The sequence below is a fragment of the Peptoclostridium acidaminophilum DSM 3953 genome, assembly GCF_000597865.1.
In the GTDB taxonomy this organism is placed as follows: Bacteria; Bacillota; Clostridia; order Peptostreptococcales; family Peptostreptococcaceae; genus Peptoclostridium_A; species Peptoclostridium_A acidaminophilum.
The window spans coordinates 1,337,187-1,354,638 of sequence record NZ_CP007452.1 but is presented as its reverse complement, the minus strand read 5'-3'; the positions used below and the strand labels follow the sequence as shown (position 1 = coordinate 1,354,638).

Below are 17,452 nucleotides of genomic sequence, written 5' to 3'. Positions count from 1 at the left end.
AGGATTCATATGGAATACACATTGGATTATTTTATTGCCCACTTGAATGTCTTGCTTCTTGTTTTTTCAAGAATTGCGGGATATTTTGTGGCAGACCCCATATTCGGAAGAAACAATCTTCCGAATATTTTCAAATTGGCACTTTCGCTTGCAATTTCATTCCTGATTCTTACAACTTTGGATTTAGCCGAGGTTGAGAACATAAGGACTGCAGGTTTTTTTTACGTATGCATTATTGCTGTTAAGGAGTTCATAGTAGGACTCATAATAGGATATATAGTGAATCTTTTTTTTGCAGTATTTATGGTAGCAGGCGGTATAGTGGATACTGATGTTGGTTTTGCAATAGCAAGAGTTGTTGATCCATACAGCGGCTATGACATGTCTATAAGCGGTAACTTCATGTTCATATTTGCAGCACTCGCATATCTGGCAATAGATGCCCATCACCAGCTGCTAAGGCTTGTATCCGGCAGTTTTAAAATATTGCCGATTAGTCTGAATCTTAATTTCAGGCTTGAGTATCTGGGCTTTATAATAGCTCTCATTGACGATATGTTCCTGTATGCAGTCAAGATCGCCATACCTGTTGTGATTGCAATGTTTATTGTGAACGTCGTCCTTGGAATACTTGCAAGAACTATGCCGCAGATGAACGTCTTTGTGGTGGGAATGCCGCTTAAGATTTTTGTTGGAATAATAATGATTTATTTTGTCATTATGCAGTATGATTCAATAATTGCAGACATACTTAAAGCTATTTTCAATTTTGAAAATCAGCTTTTCAGGCTTATAAAAGGAAGCTGATGTATTTGAATATTGATTTGCAGCTCTTCTCGGGCGAAAAGACAGAAAAGGCTACGCCCAAAAAACGTCAGGATGCGAGACAAAAAGGCCAGGTATTCCAAAGCCGGGAGGTAAACTCGGCAGTGACCCTTATAATTTCAATGCTGATTTTGAAGCTTGGAGGCAAGGCCATACTGACAAGCATAGCTGAGCCTATACCGTTTTATGGGCAGCTGTTCAATGAAGAAATAGACACAGACATGGCTTTTAAAATTCTCTATACGAGCATGATTTTTCTGGTGAAGGCATCTGCGGTCATAGTGCTTGCTAACTATGTGAGTGCATTCGCAAGCAGTTATTCTCAGGTAGGCAATGTATTTACTGCCGAGACCCTGAAATTTAAAATAGACAGGCTCAATCCTCTTGAAGGAATAAAGAGGCTGTTTTCCGCAAGATCGGCATTTGAAGTTGTAAAATCACTGGCAAAGCTTGCCGTGCTTTCCATAGTATCAACCATATACATCAAATCAAATATGGGTCTTTATATCAAAACATACCAGCTTAATAAATATCAATTTTCATATATTTTGTATGATTCAGCCATAAACCTAGGGCTTGTGCTCGCTGGCATACTCATTGCCTTGGCAGTATTCGATTATTTTTTTCAGCGCTATCAGCATGAAAAGCAGCTTAAAATGTCAAAGCAGGAGATAAAAGAAGAGTATAAGCAGATGGAGGGTAATCCGGAGATTAAATCCAAGATAAAAGAAAAACAAAGGCAGTTTGCAATGCGCAGAATGATGGAGGATGTGTCTAAGGCTGATGTGATTATAACAAACCCTACGCACTATGCAGTCGCATTAAAATACGATGAAAATGCAAATGAGGCCCCTTTTATTATAGCAAAGGGTAAGAATTTGATCGCTCTGAAGATACGGGAGAGGGCCGCAGCAAGCGAAGTGCCTATGGTTGAAAATAAGCCGCTGGCAAGGGAGCTCTATTCAAAGCTGAACATCGGAGACATTATTCCGCCGGAACTTTATGACGCGGTAGCTCAAATTCTGGCATATGTGTATTCAAAAGACAGATACAAGCATAAGAAAATTTGATTGGAGAGATTGGATGAGATCTTCAGGAATATTTGTAACACTGGGCGTCATAGGCATTGTGCTCATGATAATAATACCTGTGCCTCCTGTGCTGCTTGACATCCTCTTAAGCCTCAATGTTTCAATTTCACTGCTAATACTTCTAATAGCCATGTACAACAAGGAAGCCTTGGAATTTTCAATATTTCCTTCAATACTTCTTATAACCACAATGTTCAGGCTTGCGCTTAACATATCGACCACAAGGGGAATACTCGGAGCAGGATATGCAGGCGATGTGATAGAAGCCTTTGGAAGCTTTGTAATGCAAGGGAATGCTTTTGTGGGATTCATAGTATTTGTGATAATAGTAATAGTTCAGTTCATGGTCATAACAAAAGGTGCGGAGAGGGTTTCAGAGGTTGGAGCCAGATTCACACTCGATGCAATGCCAGGAAAACAAATGGCCATTGATGCAGACCTGAATTCAGGCCTCATTGACGAGGTGCAGGCCAGGGAGCGAAGAAAGAAGATACAGGACGAAGCCAACTTTTATGGCGCAATGGACGGAGCTTCCAAATTTGTAAAGGGAGATGCCATTGCCAGTATTATAATTGCAGCAGTGAACCTGTCTGCAGGATTTGTAGTGGGTATGCTTGTCGAAAAACTGCCATTTGCCGAGTCGATAGCCAAGTATGCAATGCTCTCAGTGGGCGACGGACTACTCTCGCAGATTCCGGCGCTGCTTATATCTACAGCAACCGGCATAGTTGTTACAAGGGCGGCGTCCGATTCGGATCTGGGCCAGGACGTAATGGACCAGATGATAAGGCACCCAAAGGCGATGTTCATAATTTCGGGAGTGCTTTTTGCCCTCGCCTTTACAAAGCTCCCTTTCCTGCCTTATTTCATCTTGTCGGTGACATTTTTATTCATAGGGCTTGGCCTAAGGAAGCAGGAACAAAAGGACATGCAGAGGCCTGAGAAGGAATTGTCGGCTGAAGAAAGCGAAGTTGAAGATATAAGAAGGCCGGAGAATGTTTTGCCACTTCTTCAGGTGGATCCTATCGAGCTGGAGTTCGGCTATGGAATAATTCCGCTGGCGGACAAATCCCAGGGTGGAGATCTTTTTGACAGGCTCGTTATGATAAGAAGGCAGTGCGCCCTCGAGCAGGGCATAATAGTCCCTATGATAAGGCTAAGAGACAACATACAGCTCGAGGCGAATGAGTATCTAGTAAAGATAAAAGGTGTTGAAGCGGCAAGGGGGGAAATACTGTTTGACCACTATCTTGCCATGAATCCGGGGGGAGCGGACGGAGAGATAAAGGGAATCGATACTGTTGAACCTGCATTTGGACTCAAGGCCAAGTGGATAGATGAAAAAGAGAGAGAAAGGGCAGAAATACTGGGTTACACGGTAGTCGACCCTCCTTCTATAATTTCAACTCATTTGACTGAAGTGATAAAGAGGTATTCGCACGAATTGCTTGGAAGGCAGGAGACAAAGGTGTTGATTGAGTCTGTGAAGGAAAACTATCCTGCGCTTGTTGACGAGCTCACACCTTCGCTGCTTTCGCTTGGCGACATTCAAAAGGTGCTTTCAAATCTTCTGAGGGAAGGCATATCAGTAAGAGATCTTGTGACGATATTTGAAACGCTTGCTGACTACGGAACTGTAACGAAAGATACCGACATACTTACTGAGTATGTCAGACAGTCTCTGTTCAGGTCGATTACGAAGCAGTTCACCGCGGGCTCGGCCTCACTGAAAGCTATAACGATAAGTCCGAAGCTGGAAAAAGTCGTGATGGAATCGCTTCAAAACACAGAGACAGGGACATATCTGGCTCTCGATCCGGAAATTTCATCCAGTTTCATAAGCAAGCTTAGTGGCGAGATTGAGAAAGCGATAGCCATCGGTGAAAACCCTGTAATACTGACAGCTCCGATAGTAAGATTTTATATAAAAAAATTTGTGGAACAGATAAGCTCGGATATTTATGTCGTTTCATACAATGAAATAGACCCTAAGGTGAAAATCCAGTCAATCGGGATGGTGAGCATATAAGGCATGATGATAAAAAGATTTCTTGGAAAGAACGTTACAGAAGCCATGAACCTGGTTAAAAATGAGCTCGGCGATAATGCAGTGATTCTTCATACAAAACGCATAAAAAACAGCAATATTTTTAAATTCTGGGAAAAAGAAAAAGTGGAAATACTCGCGGCTCATGACGGAAAACAGGAATCCAAACAAAAAGCATCAAAACCTAGGGATTCAAAACAAGAAAGCGTCATGGCTGCTGCAGGCGGCGCTGATTTCAGGAGCAGAATTTTTGAAAACGCTGACGAAGACAGCAGTCCCAAAAAGGATTACAGCAGCATAGAAAATGAAGTCAGCAATATCAAGGATATGGTTGAACAGATAAAGAAGACCTTAAGCGGCAATGCACCCATAGGTGGATCAGGAGATCCCACTGCAAAGACTCTCAAGGGCGAGATTACAGCGAGTCTTAAAAAGAAGGGGTTTTCACAGGAATTAATAGACAAATTCATACAAACAGTATCTGAAAAAAATGAAATAACCGTGGACAATTTCAAGCAGCTGTTCAGGGCCTATTTGCAAGGCGAGCTGGACTCGGAATACGAAGCATTTGAATTCAAGAACAAAATAAATGTGTTCATAGGACCGACCGGAGTTGGAAAGACGACCACGCTGGCAAAGCTTGCTTCCAGCTGCGTGCTCAACGAAAATAAGAAAGTTGGATTCATAACTCTCGACACTTACAGGATAGCGGCTGTAGAGCAGCTCAAGATATATTCAGAGATACTGAATATGCCAATAGAGGTAGCCTACAATACAAACTCCATAAGGGAAAGTATAGAAAATCTTTCAGAATCTGATGTCATACTAGTAGACACAGCTGGCAGAAGCCATAGGAACAAGATGCACATGAAGGAGATAAGAAGGTTTTTGGATTCTATTCCAGAGAAAGAAATATTTCTTGTAATAAGCGCAAATTACAACATAGAAGACATTAATGACATAGTCGATGAATACAACTTTATTGACGATTTCAACATAATAATAACAAAGCTTGATGAAACCTCGAAGCAAGCTGTCGTAATGAATGTTTTGCACAAATATAAAAAGAAGATATCGCATATAACCTTCGGGCAGAATGTACCCGACGATATATCAAGTCTGAATGTGTCAGAATTTATAGAAAAGGTTCTAAAGGAGTAACGCCTATGGATCAAGCCTCGAAACTTAGAAGTGCCGTAATAAAAAAAGGAAGCACATATGAAGTTAGCACTCAAAATGATGGCGATGCCAGCTTGGAAAGAGCAAGGGTAATATGTGTTACAAGCGGAAAAGGCGGAGTCGGAAAGACAAATCTGACGCTTAATCTGGCGCTTGCAATCAAAACAAGAGGTTTTAAAACGCTGATAATAGATGCGGATCTTGGCCTGGCCAACATTGAAGTGCTCGTCGGGAGTGCGCCCAAATATAATTTTATGGATGTCATTGAGGGTGGAATGGGTATAAGAGATATTGTAATGGAGGGACCGCTTGGCATAAAAATAATATCAGGCGGAGCCGGTATAAGCGAAACGGCCAATCTGCCAGTATACAAGCTCAACAAGCTTCTGGCGAATCTGGCCATACTAGAGAATGATTTCGACTATATAATTATTGATACGGGCGCTGGAATTTCAAAGTCAGTAATATCTTTTGCAAAAGCTGCAGATGAAGTCATAGTGATTACTCTGCCAGAACCGACAGCTATAGCGGATGCGTATGCCCTGATAAAAACGCTCAGGAGAGAATCCATAGAAAAAATCGGAGTTGTTGTCAACAAGGTGGATAACATTCTCGAAGCCGAATCAACATTCAAAAAGCTGGAGACTGTATCAAAAAGATTTTTAGGTGTAGGACTAGGCTTTATTGGGCATATATCAGCTGACAACAACATAATAAGAGCCGTAAAGCAGCAGGAGCCGTTTTACCTGAAATATGAGAGCTCGCCTGCCAGCCGCAACGTAGAACAAATATGCAGCAGGCTTACAGGCAAGGAAAAAACAAAAAGCAGTGAAGGCTTTGTCCAGCGGTTGGCATCTTTTTTTATATCCAGCAGGAGGTAGTTTAATAAATGCATTTCGAAAACCACTTTAAAATCGGGGACAAAATTGAAATTGAAATTGAGCAGCAATTCGGGGATCCGCGTCTTTTAAAGAGCCAGCTGCTCGAAGTGTCAGAATGTAAAAGCGTATATTTTATATCGCTGCCCACCGAAAAGGGAAGACTCATACCGATTTCAGAGGGAAAGAAAGTAACATTGTATTATTCGATTCACAGCAAGGGGACTTATTCTTTCCAGGCTGTCGTGGAGGAACGCAAAAGAACGCCTATACCGCATATGAAGGTTCGGCAGATAGACAAGACAATTAAGACTCAAAGAAGAAACTACTACAGGCTGAATGTACTTCTTCCAGTTGAAGTGTATGATATGGAGAGAAATCCCGTGGCAAACGGCAACACGCTGGATATCAGCGGAGGAGGCATAAGGCTTTTTATTTCGAAAAGGCTTGACGAGGGTGAAGAGTACTATTTTGCAATAACACTTGACGGCAAAAGATTTCTGTCCAAGGGAAAGGTGCTCAGAAGGAGCATTCCAAATTTCGAATTGCCAGATGAATACGAAGCAGCAATTAAGTTTACAATGATAACAGAAGAAGACAGAAACATGATAATCAAGTACATATTCAAACAACAGAGAATATTAAGACAAAAAGGGTTGATATAGATGAGCTTAATTAGGGTGTTAGTTGTTGACGATTCAGCTTTTATAAGAAAAGTCGTAACAGACATACTTCAAAGTGACAATGAAATAGTGGTTGTTGAAAAGGCTCGCAACGGGAAAGAAGCCATAGAAAAGCTCCTGCGAAATGACATAGATGTTGTGACACTTGATGTGGAAATGCCTGTTATGAATGGCATAGAAACACTTTCCGAAATAATGAAAATCAAACCCACACCCGTTGTCATGTTAAGCAGTCTTACAAAGCTGGGCGCAGATCTTACAATAAGAGCACTTGAAATGGGCGCAGTTGATTTTATAACAAAACCCGAGAACATATTCAGGGAAGGCCAGGAAGAGCTCAAAAATAGTATAATACAAAAGATAAAAACTGCGGCAGTAATAGACGTAAAAGCCAAGAAAAGCGTTTTTGAGAAAATAAGGGCCAGTACGGCGCAAAGGCTCGCGCCAAGGCAACGCATAAGCAGGGGGGGGAAGGTTGAAAATATCGTAGCTATTGGAACCTCAACGGGCGGCCCCAAAGCTCTGCAGCATGTGATACCAAATCTGGATGAGGATATAAATTCGGCAATAGTAGTTGTTCAGCACATGCCTCCGGGATTTACAAAATCCCTTGCCGACAGGCTTGATGGTGTATCGAAGATAAGAGTCAAGGAAGCAGAGGACGGAGAGATATTAAAAAACGGAGTTGCTTATATAGCTCCCGGTGATAGACATATGAATTTCATTAACGAAGGAATCGATATAAAGGTTGTACTTGACAACGGGCCAAATGTCTCGGGACACAAGCCCTCTGTAGACTCAATGTTTTACTCGCTGAGCGAGTTAAGGTGCAAGAGCATAATATCTGTAATTATGACAGGCATGGGTCAGGATGGAGCGAAGGGAATGAAAAAGCTCAAGTCGAAGTACAACTCCAACATCATTTCAATAGCTGAAGACCAGGATACATGCGTAGTATTTGGAATGCCAAAAGCAGCAATTAATCTTGGAGTAGTAGACAGAGTATTGCCTGTAAATAAAATTGCAGTAGAAATAAACAAGTTGCTGGGGGTGTAGATTTTGTTTGAACTAGATCAGTACATAGACATATTTCTAGATGAATCCAAAGAGCATTTGGAGAACTTGAATACCAATCTGCTTGAGCTTGAAAGCAATCCTTCCAACATAGAGACAATAAACGAGATTTTCAGAATAGCCCACACACTAAAAGGTATGTCCGCAACTATGGGATTTGAAAAAACAGCTAAGCTCACACACAAAATGGAGAATCTGCTCGATGACATAAGGAGCGGCCAGGCTGTCATAAACACAAAGATGGTTGACCTGCTGTTTGAGGTGCTAGACAGGGTAGACAACTTCATAAAAAGCATAGAAGCAACCGGAAAAGAAGGCAGCCTGCCAATAGATGATTTGATTGAAAAGCTTGAAAATGTGCTTGCTGTTGAAGAGGAAAGCAAGGCTAAGGAAGCAGAGTCCAGCCAAAGCAAAGAAAATGAGGTATACATAGCAAATGTCATAAAGAGCGCAAAGGCTCAGAACCTTACATCTTACAAAATAAAGGTTATGCTGGATGAAACCTGCATGCTCAAATCAGCCAGGGCATTTTTGGTGTTTAAAACAATCGAAGAAAACGGCGAAATAATATATTCAAATCCACCCACAGAAGACATAGAGGATGAAAAATTCGACTTGGAATTCGAACTCATAGTAGTTACAAGCATTAAAGTTGATGAACTAAGAAACAAGATACTAAACATCTCGGAAGTTAAGGATGCCACGGTTTGCGAATATTCTGCGGAAGATATAACAATGGAAGAGATGGCAGAGCAGCCTCTGGCTGCTCTGCCGGAAGCGCTTGAGGTTGACATGTTGGAAGAGGCCATTGAAAAAACCAGCATAGCAAAAGAGGCCGAGAGCAGCAAAAAAAGCATGCAACAAAAGGAAATCGAGATTGAAGCGAAGACCGATGAGGCGCAGGAAGAGGGCGAACAGACATCAAACAGAAAAGGTAAGGTTGGCAAAACTGTAAGAGTAGATATAAACAGACTCGATAACCTTATGAATCTAGTCAGTGAGCTCATAATCGTTAAGACGAGGCTGGAGGATATCGAGATCGGGTCGAAAAATCAAAATGCAAACGACGCCATTGAGTATCTTGAAACAATAACCACAAACCTCCATGACGCGGTGATGAAGGTACGAATGGTACCTATTGAAAGGGTTTTCAACAGATTCCCAAGAATGATAAGGGATCTTTCAAAGAGCCTAAACAAAGAAGTGGAATTGATAATGTCAGGAGAGGAAACTGAGGTCGACAGGACGGTAATAGACGAGATAGGCGATCCGCTAATACACCTGCTTAGAAACTCTTTGGACCATGGAATCGAAAAGCCAGATATCAGAGCAAAGCTTAACAAGTCCGAGGTGGGTACGCTCAAGCTGCTTGCATATCCTGACGGAAACAACGTAGTCATAGAGGTTGCCGATGATGGATCAGGCCTTGACATTGAAAAGATCAGGCAAAAGGCCTTAGAAAAAGAGATTGTAACGCATGAGAAGCTAGAGAGCATGGATGAAAAGGAAATAGCAAGCCTTGTGCTGATGCCTGGCTTTAGCACGGCTGATAAGATTTCGGACATATCGGGAAGAGGCGTTGGGCTTGATGTTGTCAAGACGAAGATTGAATCTCTCGGAGGCATAATCGAAATAGAAACCGAAAGAAATTTGGGGAGCAAGTTTATAATAAGGCTTCCGCTCACGCTTGCAATAATTCAAGCGCTCCTGATCATGGTTGGTGATGAAAAGTATGCTATTCCCCTCAACAACATAAAGGAAATCACAAACATAGAAAAAGACAAGATAAGAAGCGTTGAAGGCAGGGACATAGTCCTATACCGCGGAAAGACACTTCCGCTTGTCGACCTGGGGGATGTGCTTGAAGCCGGAGCCAGGGAAAGAGACAAAAATGACATAAATGTCATAGTGGTCAAAAAAGGTGAAAGAGACCTTGGAATAATAGTAGATGATCTCATAGGACAGCAGGAGATAGTAATCAAGTCACTTGGCAAGTACCTAAAAGGCATAAACTTTGTCGCAGGAGCTACAATACTTGGAAATGGAAGTGTGGCGCTAATAATAGACACCAATTCGCTATTCAATTAAATTATATGGAGTGTGATACAATTTGGACAGCGCTGTTGCAAACAAGTACGTCATATTCAAGCTGGAGAATGAATTTTACGGAATTGGAATAAACCATGTCGAAACGATCGAAAAAATGATGGATATAACGAGAGTTCCAAAGGCCGAAGTATATGTTAAAGGCGTAATAAACCTGCGAGGGGACATTGTTCCGGTGGTTGACCTCAGGGAGCGTTTCAATCTTCCCATGGCAGACTCGTTTGCGGACAAGAGAATAATAATAAACAGAATTGACGAGATGATGATTGGATTCATAGTGGATTCAGCATCTGAAGTAAAAGATATAGAAACTGAAGATATAGACATAAGCATAGTCGCAGACAATTTCAATGACGGTTTTGTCAGAGGCATAGCAAAAGATACTGATCGTGTAATAATAATATTGGATGTACATAAGATAATAGGGGTGTAATGAGCATTATGGACTTAACTGCTAATAGTTACTATCTGGACGTATTAAAAGAGGTCGGCAATATAGGAGCAGGTAATGCGCTTACTGCGCTTTCTCAGATCATAAACAAAAAAGTAGACATGGAAGTACCTGTAATAGAAGTTATAGAGACGGAAAAAATTGTTAACACGGTGGAAACCGCAGAGATGCTTATAGTAGGAGTATATGTAAAGTTTTGGGGAGACATCAGCGGAAATATAATGCTGGTGCTTGACAAGCCGTCGGCTGACCACCTGATAAAAATACTTCTTGGCGGAGTAAGCGAAAATGATTTTTACAGCGAAATGGAAATGTCAGCCATACAGGAAATTGGGAACATTCTCTCAAGTTCTTATATAAATTCAATTTCACAGCTATCAAATCTCAACATCCAAATGTCAGTCCCATCTGTTAGTATAGACATGGCCGCATCCATACTGAGCGTTCCGGCCATTGAATACAGCGAGGTAAGCGACAGAATAATATTAATTGAAAACAAGATTCTCGAAGGGGATAATGAAATAGTCGGAAATCTTTATTTCATGCCAGACCTGGATTCCTTCAAGCGGCTCTTTAGCAATCTGGGAGTGCCCATAGATGAATAACGAATATATAAAGGTGGGAATGGCTGACTACAAGATAGGAACCGGCGATGATGTGCTTGTAACACTTGGGCTGGGTTCATGCGTTGGAATTGTGCTGTATGACAAATTCAAGAGAATCGGCGGCATGGCGCATATAATGCTGCCTTCGAGCAAGGAGATAAAAAACAACGCAAACAAGGCAAAATTCGCAGACACCGCTCTTGAGGAAATGCTCTACGAGATTGTCAAAATGGGAGCTATAAAGGGCAGAATTATTGCAAAAATTGCGGGTGGGGCCCAAATGTTCAGCATAGCGGCTAAAGGCACGACCCTTAATATCGGACAGAGGAATGTGGATGCGGTGAAGGAAAAGCTTGGCGAGCTTAGAATTCCAATCATTGCCGAAGATACCCTGGGCAACTACGGTAGAACTATAGAGTTTAGCTGCAGCAATGGAGATCTCAAAATAAGAAGCGTAGGAAAGGGCACAAAAATAATATAGAAAAACAAAAGGAGCAAAACAGTGAAGAACAGTCTTTTCATTTTGGGAATATTGAATTATTTGACTGTGGCGCTTTACACTCTGATTACTATAATCTTCAACAGGAATTTTGCAGTCACAGATTTTTTGACGGACACAGCTATGCTGCTGGTGTGCTTGAACATAAGCGCCATGCTCATCAATAAGATCAGGCTGGAATTCTCAGATAGCATTGAAAATACTAAAATATGCGGGAATGAAATTGACTTGACTGTTAATGGTGACGAAGAGCTTAGGGATATTCTAAAAGACCCAGCAGGGGAAGATGAAGAATTATTTGATGAAATCAGGCTCGAAGATATAAACAATATAAAATAGCCGAGGTTTAAGTTATGATTGGTGAGAATGAGCTGTGGGAGATATACAAGACCTGTAAATGTGAGGCAAAAGTCAAGGAGCTTAGGGAAACTCTGATACTACGATATATAGAGCTGGTGAAGATAATAGCAGCAAGACTTTACAATTTCTACGCATCGAACATTGAGTATGAGGATCTTGTGAGCTACGGCGTGATAGGACTCATAGACGCCATCGAAAGGTATGACCCCGCTAAGGATACCAAGTTTGAAACGTACTCGACGATAAGGATACGAGGAGCAATAATCGACCAGATCAGAAGCCTTGACTGGGTTCCGCGTTCTGTCAGGCAAAAGTCGAAGCTGCTCAAGGAGGCGTACTCCAAGCTCGAAAGGGAGCTTGGCAGGGAGCCAACGATAGATGAAATTGCATCGCAGCTTGGAAAGACAGGCGATGATGTGAACAAAATGCTTTCTGAAACGTGCAGCTTCAACATTATATCGTTAGAAGACGAATTAAGCGAAAGCTACAAGCTCCAAGTACGAGATATTGCAAATGCTACACCTGAGGAAGCTCTGATAAAAAAGGAACTGCTCGAAAACTTGAAACGGGGAATAAAAAGACTAAACGATAGAGAGCAACTTGTACTTGACCTTTATTACAACAGAGAGCTGGCATACAAGGAAATTGCCTGTTTGCTCAAAGTCACAGAATCCAGGATTTCGCAAATACACAGCAAGGCGATTATCAAGTTAAAAGCAGCTTTCTAGAAAGGAGGTTATCATGGCAAATTATTTTACGATTAAAGAGGAATGCGACGGAATGCTATTCAGACTGGACATAACAAAGGATAAGCTGGAGGCATTCATTGAAATCAGCAAGCAAGGCAGCGAGCAGCGCTGCGTGGAAGAACAGGAGATAATCCGATTTTTAGAAAAAAACAAGGTTGTATATGGCATTGACTTTAAAGCTGTAAAAGAGATTTCCGAGAAAAAAACATACAACGCAAGGGTGAAAGTGGCAAGTGGCCGCGACAAGGTATGCGGCAAGGACGAAAAGATAAATCTGAACTTCAGGGAAAGTGTAAAAAGGGATCCCCAAATTGACAGCCACGGCAGAATCGATTTTAAAGAGCTCAACAAAATAGAAAATGTAAACAAAGGCTACATACTTGCTATAAAAGAGCCGCTGACAAATGGGGAAAGCGGCATGAATATATCAGGAGAGGAAATCCCGGCGCCTGATGGCAAAAAAATTGAATATAAAGTTGGAAAAAACGTAAGTGTTTCGCCTGATGGCTCAATGCTAATAAGTGATTGTGACGGCAGCGTTGACTATAAGGACGGCCGTATTTCTGTAAATAAAACTATTATTATCGAAAAAGACGTAGACAATTCTACTGGCAATATAAGATTTAACGGCGACGTGGTGGTGAATGGCGATGTGAAGACGGGTTTTCTTGTCCAGGCGGAAGGAAACATTCTGGTTCGCGGTGTAGTGGAAGGTGCAATTCTCGTATCGTCGGGAGATGTCGTAATTGAGGGTGGCATACAGGGAAATGACAAGGCAAGCGTTCACTCAAATGGCAATCTCATATGCAGATTCGTTGAAAATGCTAAGAAAATAATAGCAGAGGGCGATATCACAGCAGATTTTGTTATGCACAGCAACATCAGTTGCATGGGAAGCTTGAAATTGACAGGGAAAAAAGCGCTTCTGGCAGGCGGAGAGGTGCTTGTAAAGAAAGAGATTACAGCTACAACAATCGGTTCACCCATGGGAACAAAGACCGTAATAGAATTGGGTGTTGATGAAAACCTCAAAATCAAGCTGCAGGCATATGTTGATGAAAAAGAGTTTGTCGAGAAAAACCTCGGCGACATTTGCAAAAGTCTTAACGCATTCAAAACCTCAATTTCGAGGGGTGAAATGGACGAAAAGAAGAAGCGGCTCCTTGAAAAAACGGTCTCTGTATACAATGGCCTGGCGGACAAGCTGAAAATACTAAATGGCGAGATAGAAAGGATTCAAAGTCAGATGCAGGATATAATAGCATCCAGCCTGAAGGTCAGGGATACGGTGTATCCGGGAGTAAGGCTTACCATAGGCAACCAGGTGATGTACGTAAGAAACGAGATGAAGTCGAGCGAGTTTTATCTCGAAGACAGCTGCATAAAAAGCAGAGTAATATAGGGCTTGAAAATTTTTCCGGTCGTATTAACAGGCAAGATTATTTATAACATAAAAATATTGTAAAAACATTAGCATTGTGCTATACTATCAAAGGTAAAAGAATACGCACGCTTTGTAATTCCTGAGAAGGTGCCAAGACAGGCATTTCAGGGAAATGAGCAAGGCGGAGGACAAACCAAAATAGGAGGAAACAAAATGGCAGTAATCAGCATGAAACAGCTACTTGAAGCAGGTGTTCACTTTGGACACCAGACTAGAAGATGGAACCCTAAGATGGCAAAGTACATCTTCACAGAAAGAAACGGAATATATATAATAGACCTTCAAAAGACTGTTAAGAAGGTAGAAGAGGCTTACAGATTCGTAAAGGAAGCTGCTGAGACTGGAAAGCCGGTTCTTTTCGTAGGAACTAAAAAGCAGGCTCAAGAGGCTATAAAGCAAGAAGCTGAAAGATGCAACATGTTCTATGTCAACGAAAGATGGCTAGGCGGAATGCTTACAAACCACAAGACAATAAAAATCAGGATAGACAGGCTTAGAGAACTCGATAAAATGGAAGAAGATGGAACTTTTGCCGTGCTTCCAAAGAAAGAGGTTATAAAGCTAAAAGCTGAAAAAGGCAAGCTTGAAAAATACCTGAATGGTATAAAAGACATGCCTGAGCTTCCTGCGGTTATTTTCATAGTTGACCCAAGAAAAGAAAGAATAGCTGTTAAAGAGGCACACAAACTTGGAATTCCAGTTGTGGGAATAGTAGACACTAACTGCGATCCAGATGAGATGGATTACCCTATACCAGGAAATGATGACGCTATAAGGGCTGTTAAGCTTATAACTGCTACTATGGCTGATGCTATAATACTTGCAAGACAAGAGATGCCTGTAGAAGAGCAAGAGGTTGCTCCAGTTCAGGTTGAAGAATAATTAAATATAAGTCGATAATACTACGGGTAAGGGAGATTCTTCCCTTACCTTTAATAATATATATGGAGGAGATCACATGGAAATTTCGGCATCAATGGTAAAAGAACTTAGAGAAAAAACTGGCGCAGGTATGATGGACTGTAAAAAAGCACTTCAGGAAACTGAAGGAGATATGGAAAAAGCGATAGACCTTCTAAGAGAAAAAGGACTAGCAAAAGCCGCTAAAAAATCAGACAGAGTTGCTTCTGAGGGCCTTGTAGACATGTGCATATCTGAAGATGGAACTAAGGCTGCAATAGTTGAAGTAAACTCCGAGACTGACTTTGTTGCTAAAAACGCCGAGTTCAAGACGTTTGTAAGCGATGTTGCAGGAATGGTACTTTCGTCAAACGTAGCAACTGTTGAAGAACTGCTAGCTTCAAACTTCGCAGGAAGCGCAGAAACAGTTCAGGAAACACTAAACTCAAAAATAGCAACAATAGGCGAAAACATGAACATAAGAAGATTTGCTAAATTCGAAGGCCAGGGAACAAGAACTGTTGGATACATACACGGCGCTGGAAAGATAGGCGTTCTGGTAGAGCTTAAAACTGATGCGTCAGCAGCTGAAGTTGCAGAAGTTGGAAAAGACGTTGCTATGCAAATAGCTGCCATGAATCCTAAATATATATCAAGAAATGATGTAGATCAGGAATACCTGGAGCATGAAAAGCAAATACTTACTCAGCAAGCTCTAAATGAAGGAAAACCTGCTGAAATAGTTGAAAAGATGGTTGTTGGAAGACTTAACAAGCAAATAAACGAGGTTTGTGTTCTCGAGCAGTCATTCGTTAAGAATCCAGACGTTACTATAGCAAAATATATAGACGCGGAAGCTAAAAAGCTGGGCAAGTCTATAGAGCTAGTAAACATGGTAAGATTCGAGGTTGGAGAAGGAATCGAGAAAAAATCAGAAGATTTTGCTGAAGAAGTAGCAAAGCAATTAAAAAAATAATTAAAAAAGGAGAACACTGTGGTGTTCTCTTTTTTCAGAGAAAATTGTACAGCGAAGGACTAATTGAAAAGACAGTTGGGAGAGGATTTTAATTGGTTAATACAATATATAAAAGGGTATTGTTAAAACTAAGCGGCGAAGCTCTGTCTGGCAACAGCGGATTTGGAATAGACAACGAAACAGTCATGAATATCGCTCAGGCTATCAAGAAGCTTCACGAGATGGAAGTTGAGGTTGCAATAGTTGTAGGCGGCGGCAATTTCTGGAGAGGCAGAACAAGCGAAGGCATGGACAGGACAACGGCAGACTATATGGGAATGCTGGCTACTGTGATAAACTCGCTTGCGCTTCAGGATGCACTTGAAAACATAGGCGTTTCTACACGCGTACAGACTGCCATAGAAATGAGGCAGATTGCAGAGCCATACATCAGAAGAAGGGCCATGAGGCATCTTGAAAAGGGAAGGATTGTAATATTTGCAGCAGGCACAGGCAATCCATACTTCTCTACTGACACTACAGCTGCGCTGAGAGCTGCCGAGATTGAGTCGGATGTAATACTCTTGGCTAAGAAGGTGGACGGAGTTTATGACAGTGATCCTATGGTGAACAAGGATGCCAAGATGTTCAAGACTCTTTCTTATATAGACGTATTGAATAAAGGGCTGGGAGTAATGGATTCTACGGCAACTTCACTTTGCATGGACAACAAAATACCAATAAGAGTGTTTGGACTCGAAAATCCTGACAATATAATTGATGTTGTGCTCGGTAAAGATATCGGGACATATATAGAGTAGAGGAGGAATAGTATGAGCCTGGAACTTATCAATGAACTAAAAGAAAAAATGGAAAAAACTATTTCTGTTTTCAAGGACGACCTTTCTGTAATAAGAGCGGGAAGGGCAAACCCAAAGATGCTTGACAAAATAATAGTGGACTATTACGGAACGCCAACTCCGCTCAAGCAGATGGCCGGCGTGTCAACGCCTGAGCCAAGGGCTATACTTATACAGCCATGGGATGCCACTGCTGTGAGGGATATCGAAAAGGCTATAATGAATTCCGACCTTGGATTCAATCCTACAAACGACGGCAAAACTATAAGAATATCAGTGCCGCAGCTTACGGAAGAAAGAAGAAAAGATCTTGTAAAGCTCGTTGGAAAAACAGGAGAAAACGCCAAGGTTGCAATTAGAAACGAGCGTAGAACTGCCAATGAGAAAGTCAAGAAGATGGAAAAAAACGGCGAAATAGCTGAAGATGAATCAAAAAGAGCCCAGGACGAGATACAGAAGATAACTGATGCCCATGTTAAGCTTATAGACGAACTTTCTGACAAGAAGGAACAGGAAATAATGGAGGTATAATATAAATTGGACATGCCTTCAATGCTGCTGGGAATGGAAATGGAAGATGCAAAGAAGATTCTGGATGGAAATAAAATTGTCTATGTAGTGAATGAAATACAAGGCAAAAAGGATGCCGGCATTTTGACTGTACCTCGAATCATAAGAGTGCTTGAATCAAAATCCGGCGGACTTGAAATAACAATTACGCATTTTTCCAGCCCGATTTAAGGGCT

At 41.5% G+C, this 17,452-nt stretch carries 19 protein-coding genes; all 19 read left to right on the top strand.

Annotated features, from left to right (window positions below; all coding sequences use genetic code 11):
• Positions 1–9: 9 nt before the first annotated feature.
• Positions 10–807: a flagellar biosynthetic protein FliR gene (gene fliR, locus EAL2_RS06725; RefSeq protein ID WP_025435630.1), complete on the top strand. Its 798-nt coding sequence runs from the start codon at positions 10–12 to the stop codon at positions 805–807.
• Positions 807–1,895: a flagellar biosynthesis protein FlhB gene (gene flhB, locus EAL2_RS06720; RefSeq protein ID WP_025435629.1), complete on the top strand. Its 1,089-nt coding sequence runs from the start codon at positions 807–809 to the stop codon at positions 1,893–1,895. The genes fliR and flhB overlap by 1 nt, the downstream gene beginning before the upstream one ends.
• Positions 1,896–1,908: 13 nt before the next feature.
• Positions 1,909–3,945 (top strand): flagellar biosynthesis protein FlhA, encoded by a 2,037-nt coding sequence (gene flhA, locus EAL2_RS06715; RefSeq protein ID WP_025435628.1) that lies wholly within the window; start codon positions 1,909–1,911, stop codon positions 3,943–3,945.
• A 3-nt stretch (positions 3,946–3,948) separates the two neighbouring features.
• The gene (flhF, locus tag EAL2_RS06710) at positions 3,949–5,124 is read left to right on the top strand and encodes a flagellar biosynthesis protein FlhF (RefSeq protein ID WP_025435627.1); all 1,176 of its coding nucleotides are present in this window, start codon (positions 3,949–3,951) and stop codon (positions 5,122–5,124) included.
• Positions 5,125–5,129: 5 nt separating this feature from the next.
• A complete protein-coding gene (locus EAL2_RS06705; protein ID WP_025435626.1) occupies positions 5,130–6,023 on the top strand; it encodes a MinD/ParA family protein in 894 nt (297 codons plus the stop codon).
• Positions 6,024–6,031: 8 nt separating this feature from the next.
• The gene (locus EAL2_RS06700) at positions 6,032–6,685 is read left to right on the top strand and encodes a flagellar brake protein (RefSeq protein ID WP_025435625.1); all 654 of its coding nucleotides are present in this window, start codon (positions 6,032–6,034) and stop codon (positions 6,683–6,685) included.
• The gene (locus EAL2_RS06695; RefSeq protein WP_025435624.1) at positions 6,686–7,759 is read left to right on the top strand and encodes a protein-glutamate methylesterase/protein-glutamine glutaminase; all 1,074 of its coding nucleotides are present in this window, start codon (positions 6,686–6,688) and stop codon (positions 7,757–7,759) included.
• Between the two features lie 3 nt (positions 7,760–7,762).
• Positions 7,763–9,865 (top strand): chemotaxis protein CheA, encoded by a 2,103-nt coding sequence (locus tag EAL2_RS06690; protein ID WP_025435623.1) that lies wholly within the window; start codon positions 7,763–7,765, stop codon positions 9,863–9,865.
• 22 nt (positions 9,866–9,887) lie between these two features.
• Positions 9,888–10,316: a chemotaxis protein CheW gene (locus EAL2_RS06685; protein WP_025435622.1), complete on the top strand. Its 429-nt coding sequence runs from the start codon at positions 9,888–9,890 to the stop codon at positions 10,314–10,316.
• 8 nt (positions 10,317–10,324) lie between these two features.
• Complete coding sequence (locus EAL2_RS06680; RefSeq protein ID WP_242842458.1) at positions 10,325–10,939, top strand: chemotaxis protein CheC; 615 nt, start codon at positions 10,325–10,327, stop codon at positions 10,937–10,939.
• On the top strand, positions 10,932–11,420 hold the full coding sequence (locus EAL2_RS06675; RefSeq protein ID WP_025435620.1) for a chemotaxis protein CheD: 489 nt from the start codon (positions 10,932–10,934) through the stop codon (positions 11,418–11,420). Before EAL2_RS06680 ends, EAL2_RS06675 begins: the two co-directional genes overlap by 8 nt.
• Positions 11,421–11,441: 21 nt before the next feature.
• Positions 11,442–11,777, top strand: a complete 336-nt coding sequence (locus EAL2_RS15645) for a hypothetical protein (protein WP_025435619.1) — start codon at positions 11,442–11,444, stop codon at positions 11,775–11,777.
• A 14-nt stretch (positions 11,778–11,791) separates the two neighbouring features.
• On the top strand, positions 11,792–12,526 hold the full coding sequence (locus tag EAL2_RS06665; protein WP_038601912.1) for a sigma-70 family RNA polymerase sigma factor: 735 nt from the start codon (positions 11,792–11,794) through the stop codon (positions 12,524–12,526).
• A 13-nt stretch (positions 12,527–12,539) separates the two neighbouring features.
• Positions 12,540–13,949, top strand: coding sequence for a DUF342 domain-containing protein (locus EAL2_RS06660; protein WP_025435617.1), 1,410 nt, complete (start codon positions 12,540–12,542; stop codon positions 13,947–13,949).
• Between the two features lie 195 nt (positions 13,950–14,144).
• The gene (gene rpsB, locus EAL2_RS06655) at positions 14,145–14,873 is read left to right on the top strand and encodes a 30S ribosomal protein S2 (protein ID WP_025435616.1); all 729 of its coding nucleotides are present in this window, start codon (positions 14,145–14,147) and stop codon (positions 14,871–14,873) included.
• 76 nt (positions 14,874–14,949) lie between these two features.
• Positions 14,950–15,867, top strand: coding sequence for a translation elongation factor Ts (gene tsf / locus EAL2_RS06650; protein WP_025435615.1), 918 nt, complete (start codon positions 14,950–14,952; stop codon positions 15,865–15,867).
• Positions 15,868–15,959: 92 nt separating this feature from the next.
• Complete coding sequence (gene pyrH / locus EAL2_RS06645) at positions 15,960–16,667, top strand: UMP kinase (RefSeq protein ID WP_025435614.1); 708 nt, start codon at positions 15,960–15,962, stop codon at positions 16,665–16,667.
• Positions 16,668–16,679: 12 nt separating this feature from the next.
• Positions 16,680–17,237, top strand: a complete 558-nt coding sequence (gene frr / locus EAL2_RS06640) for a ribosome recycling factor (protein WP_025435613.1) — start codon at positions 16,680–16,682, stop codon at positions 17,235–17,237.
• Between the two features lie 6 nt (positions 17,238–17,243).
• Positions 17,244–17,447, top strand: coding sequence for a hypothetical protein (locus tag EAL2_RS06635; RefSeq protein ID WP_025435612.1), 204 nt, complete (start codon positions 17,244–17,246; stop codon positions 17,445–17,447).
• Positions 17,448–17,452: the final 5 nt, after the last annotated feature.

Bases quoted from the DNA above. Each gene is read 5' to 3' on its own strand.
- EAL2_RS06675 (WP_025435620.1), top strand. From the start codon at position 10,932: ATGAATAACGAATATATAAAGGTGGGAATGGCTGACTACAAGATAGGA.
- EAL2_RS06695 (WP_025435624.1), top strand. From the start codon at position 6,686: ATGAGCTTAATTAGGGTGTTAGTTGTTGACGATTCAGCTTTTATAAGA.
- rpsB (WP_025435616.1), top strand. From the start codon at position 14,145: ATGGCAGTAATCAGCATGAAACAGCTACTTGAAGCAGGTGTTCACTTT.
- EAL2_RS06705 (WP_025435626.1), top strand. From the start codon at position 5,130: ATGGATCAAGCCTCGAAACTTAGAAGTGCCGTAATAAAAAAAGGAAGC.
- EAL2_RS06660 (WP_025435617.1), top strand. From the start codon at position 12,540: ATGGCAAATTATTTTACGATTAAAGAGGAATGCGACGGAATGCTATTC.
- flhB (WP_025435629.1), top strand. From the start codon at position 807: ATGTATTTGAATATTGATTTGCAGCTCTTCTCGGGCGAAAAGACAGAA.
- flhF (WP_025435627.1), top strand. From the start codon at position 3,949: ATGATGATAAAAAGATTTCTTGGAAAGAACGTTACAGAAGCCATGAAC.
- EAL2_RS06700 (WP_025435625.1), top strand. From the start codon at position 6,032: ATGCATTTCGAAAACCACTTTAAAATCGGGGACAAAATTGAAATTGAA.
- EAL2_RS06665 (WP_038601912.1), top strand. From the start codon at position 11,792: ATGATTGGTGAGAATGAGCTGTGGGAGATATACAAGACCTGTAAATGT.
- frr (WP_025435613.1), top strand. From the start codon at position 16,680: ATGAGCCTGGAACTTATCAATGAACTAAAAGAAAAAATGGAAAAAACT.
- flhA (WP_025435628.1), top strand. From the start codon at position 1,909: ATGAGATCTTCAGGAATATTTGTAACACTGGGCGTCATAGGCATTGTG.
- fliR (WP_025435630.1), top strand. From the start codon at position 10: ATGGAATACACATTGGATTATTTTATTGCCCACTTGAATGTCTTGCTT.
- tsf (WP_025435615.1), top strand. From the start codon at position 14,950: ATGGAAATTTCGGCATCAATGGTAAAAGAACTTAGAGAAAAAACTGGC.
- EAL2_RS06680 (WP_242842458.1), top strand. From the start codon at position 10,325: ATGGACTTAACTGCTAATAGTTACTATCTGGACGTATTAAAAGAGGTC.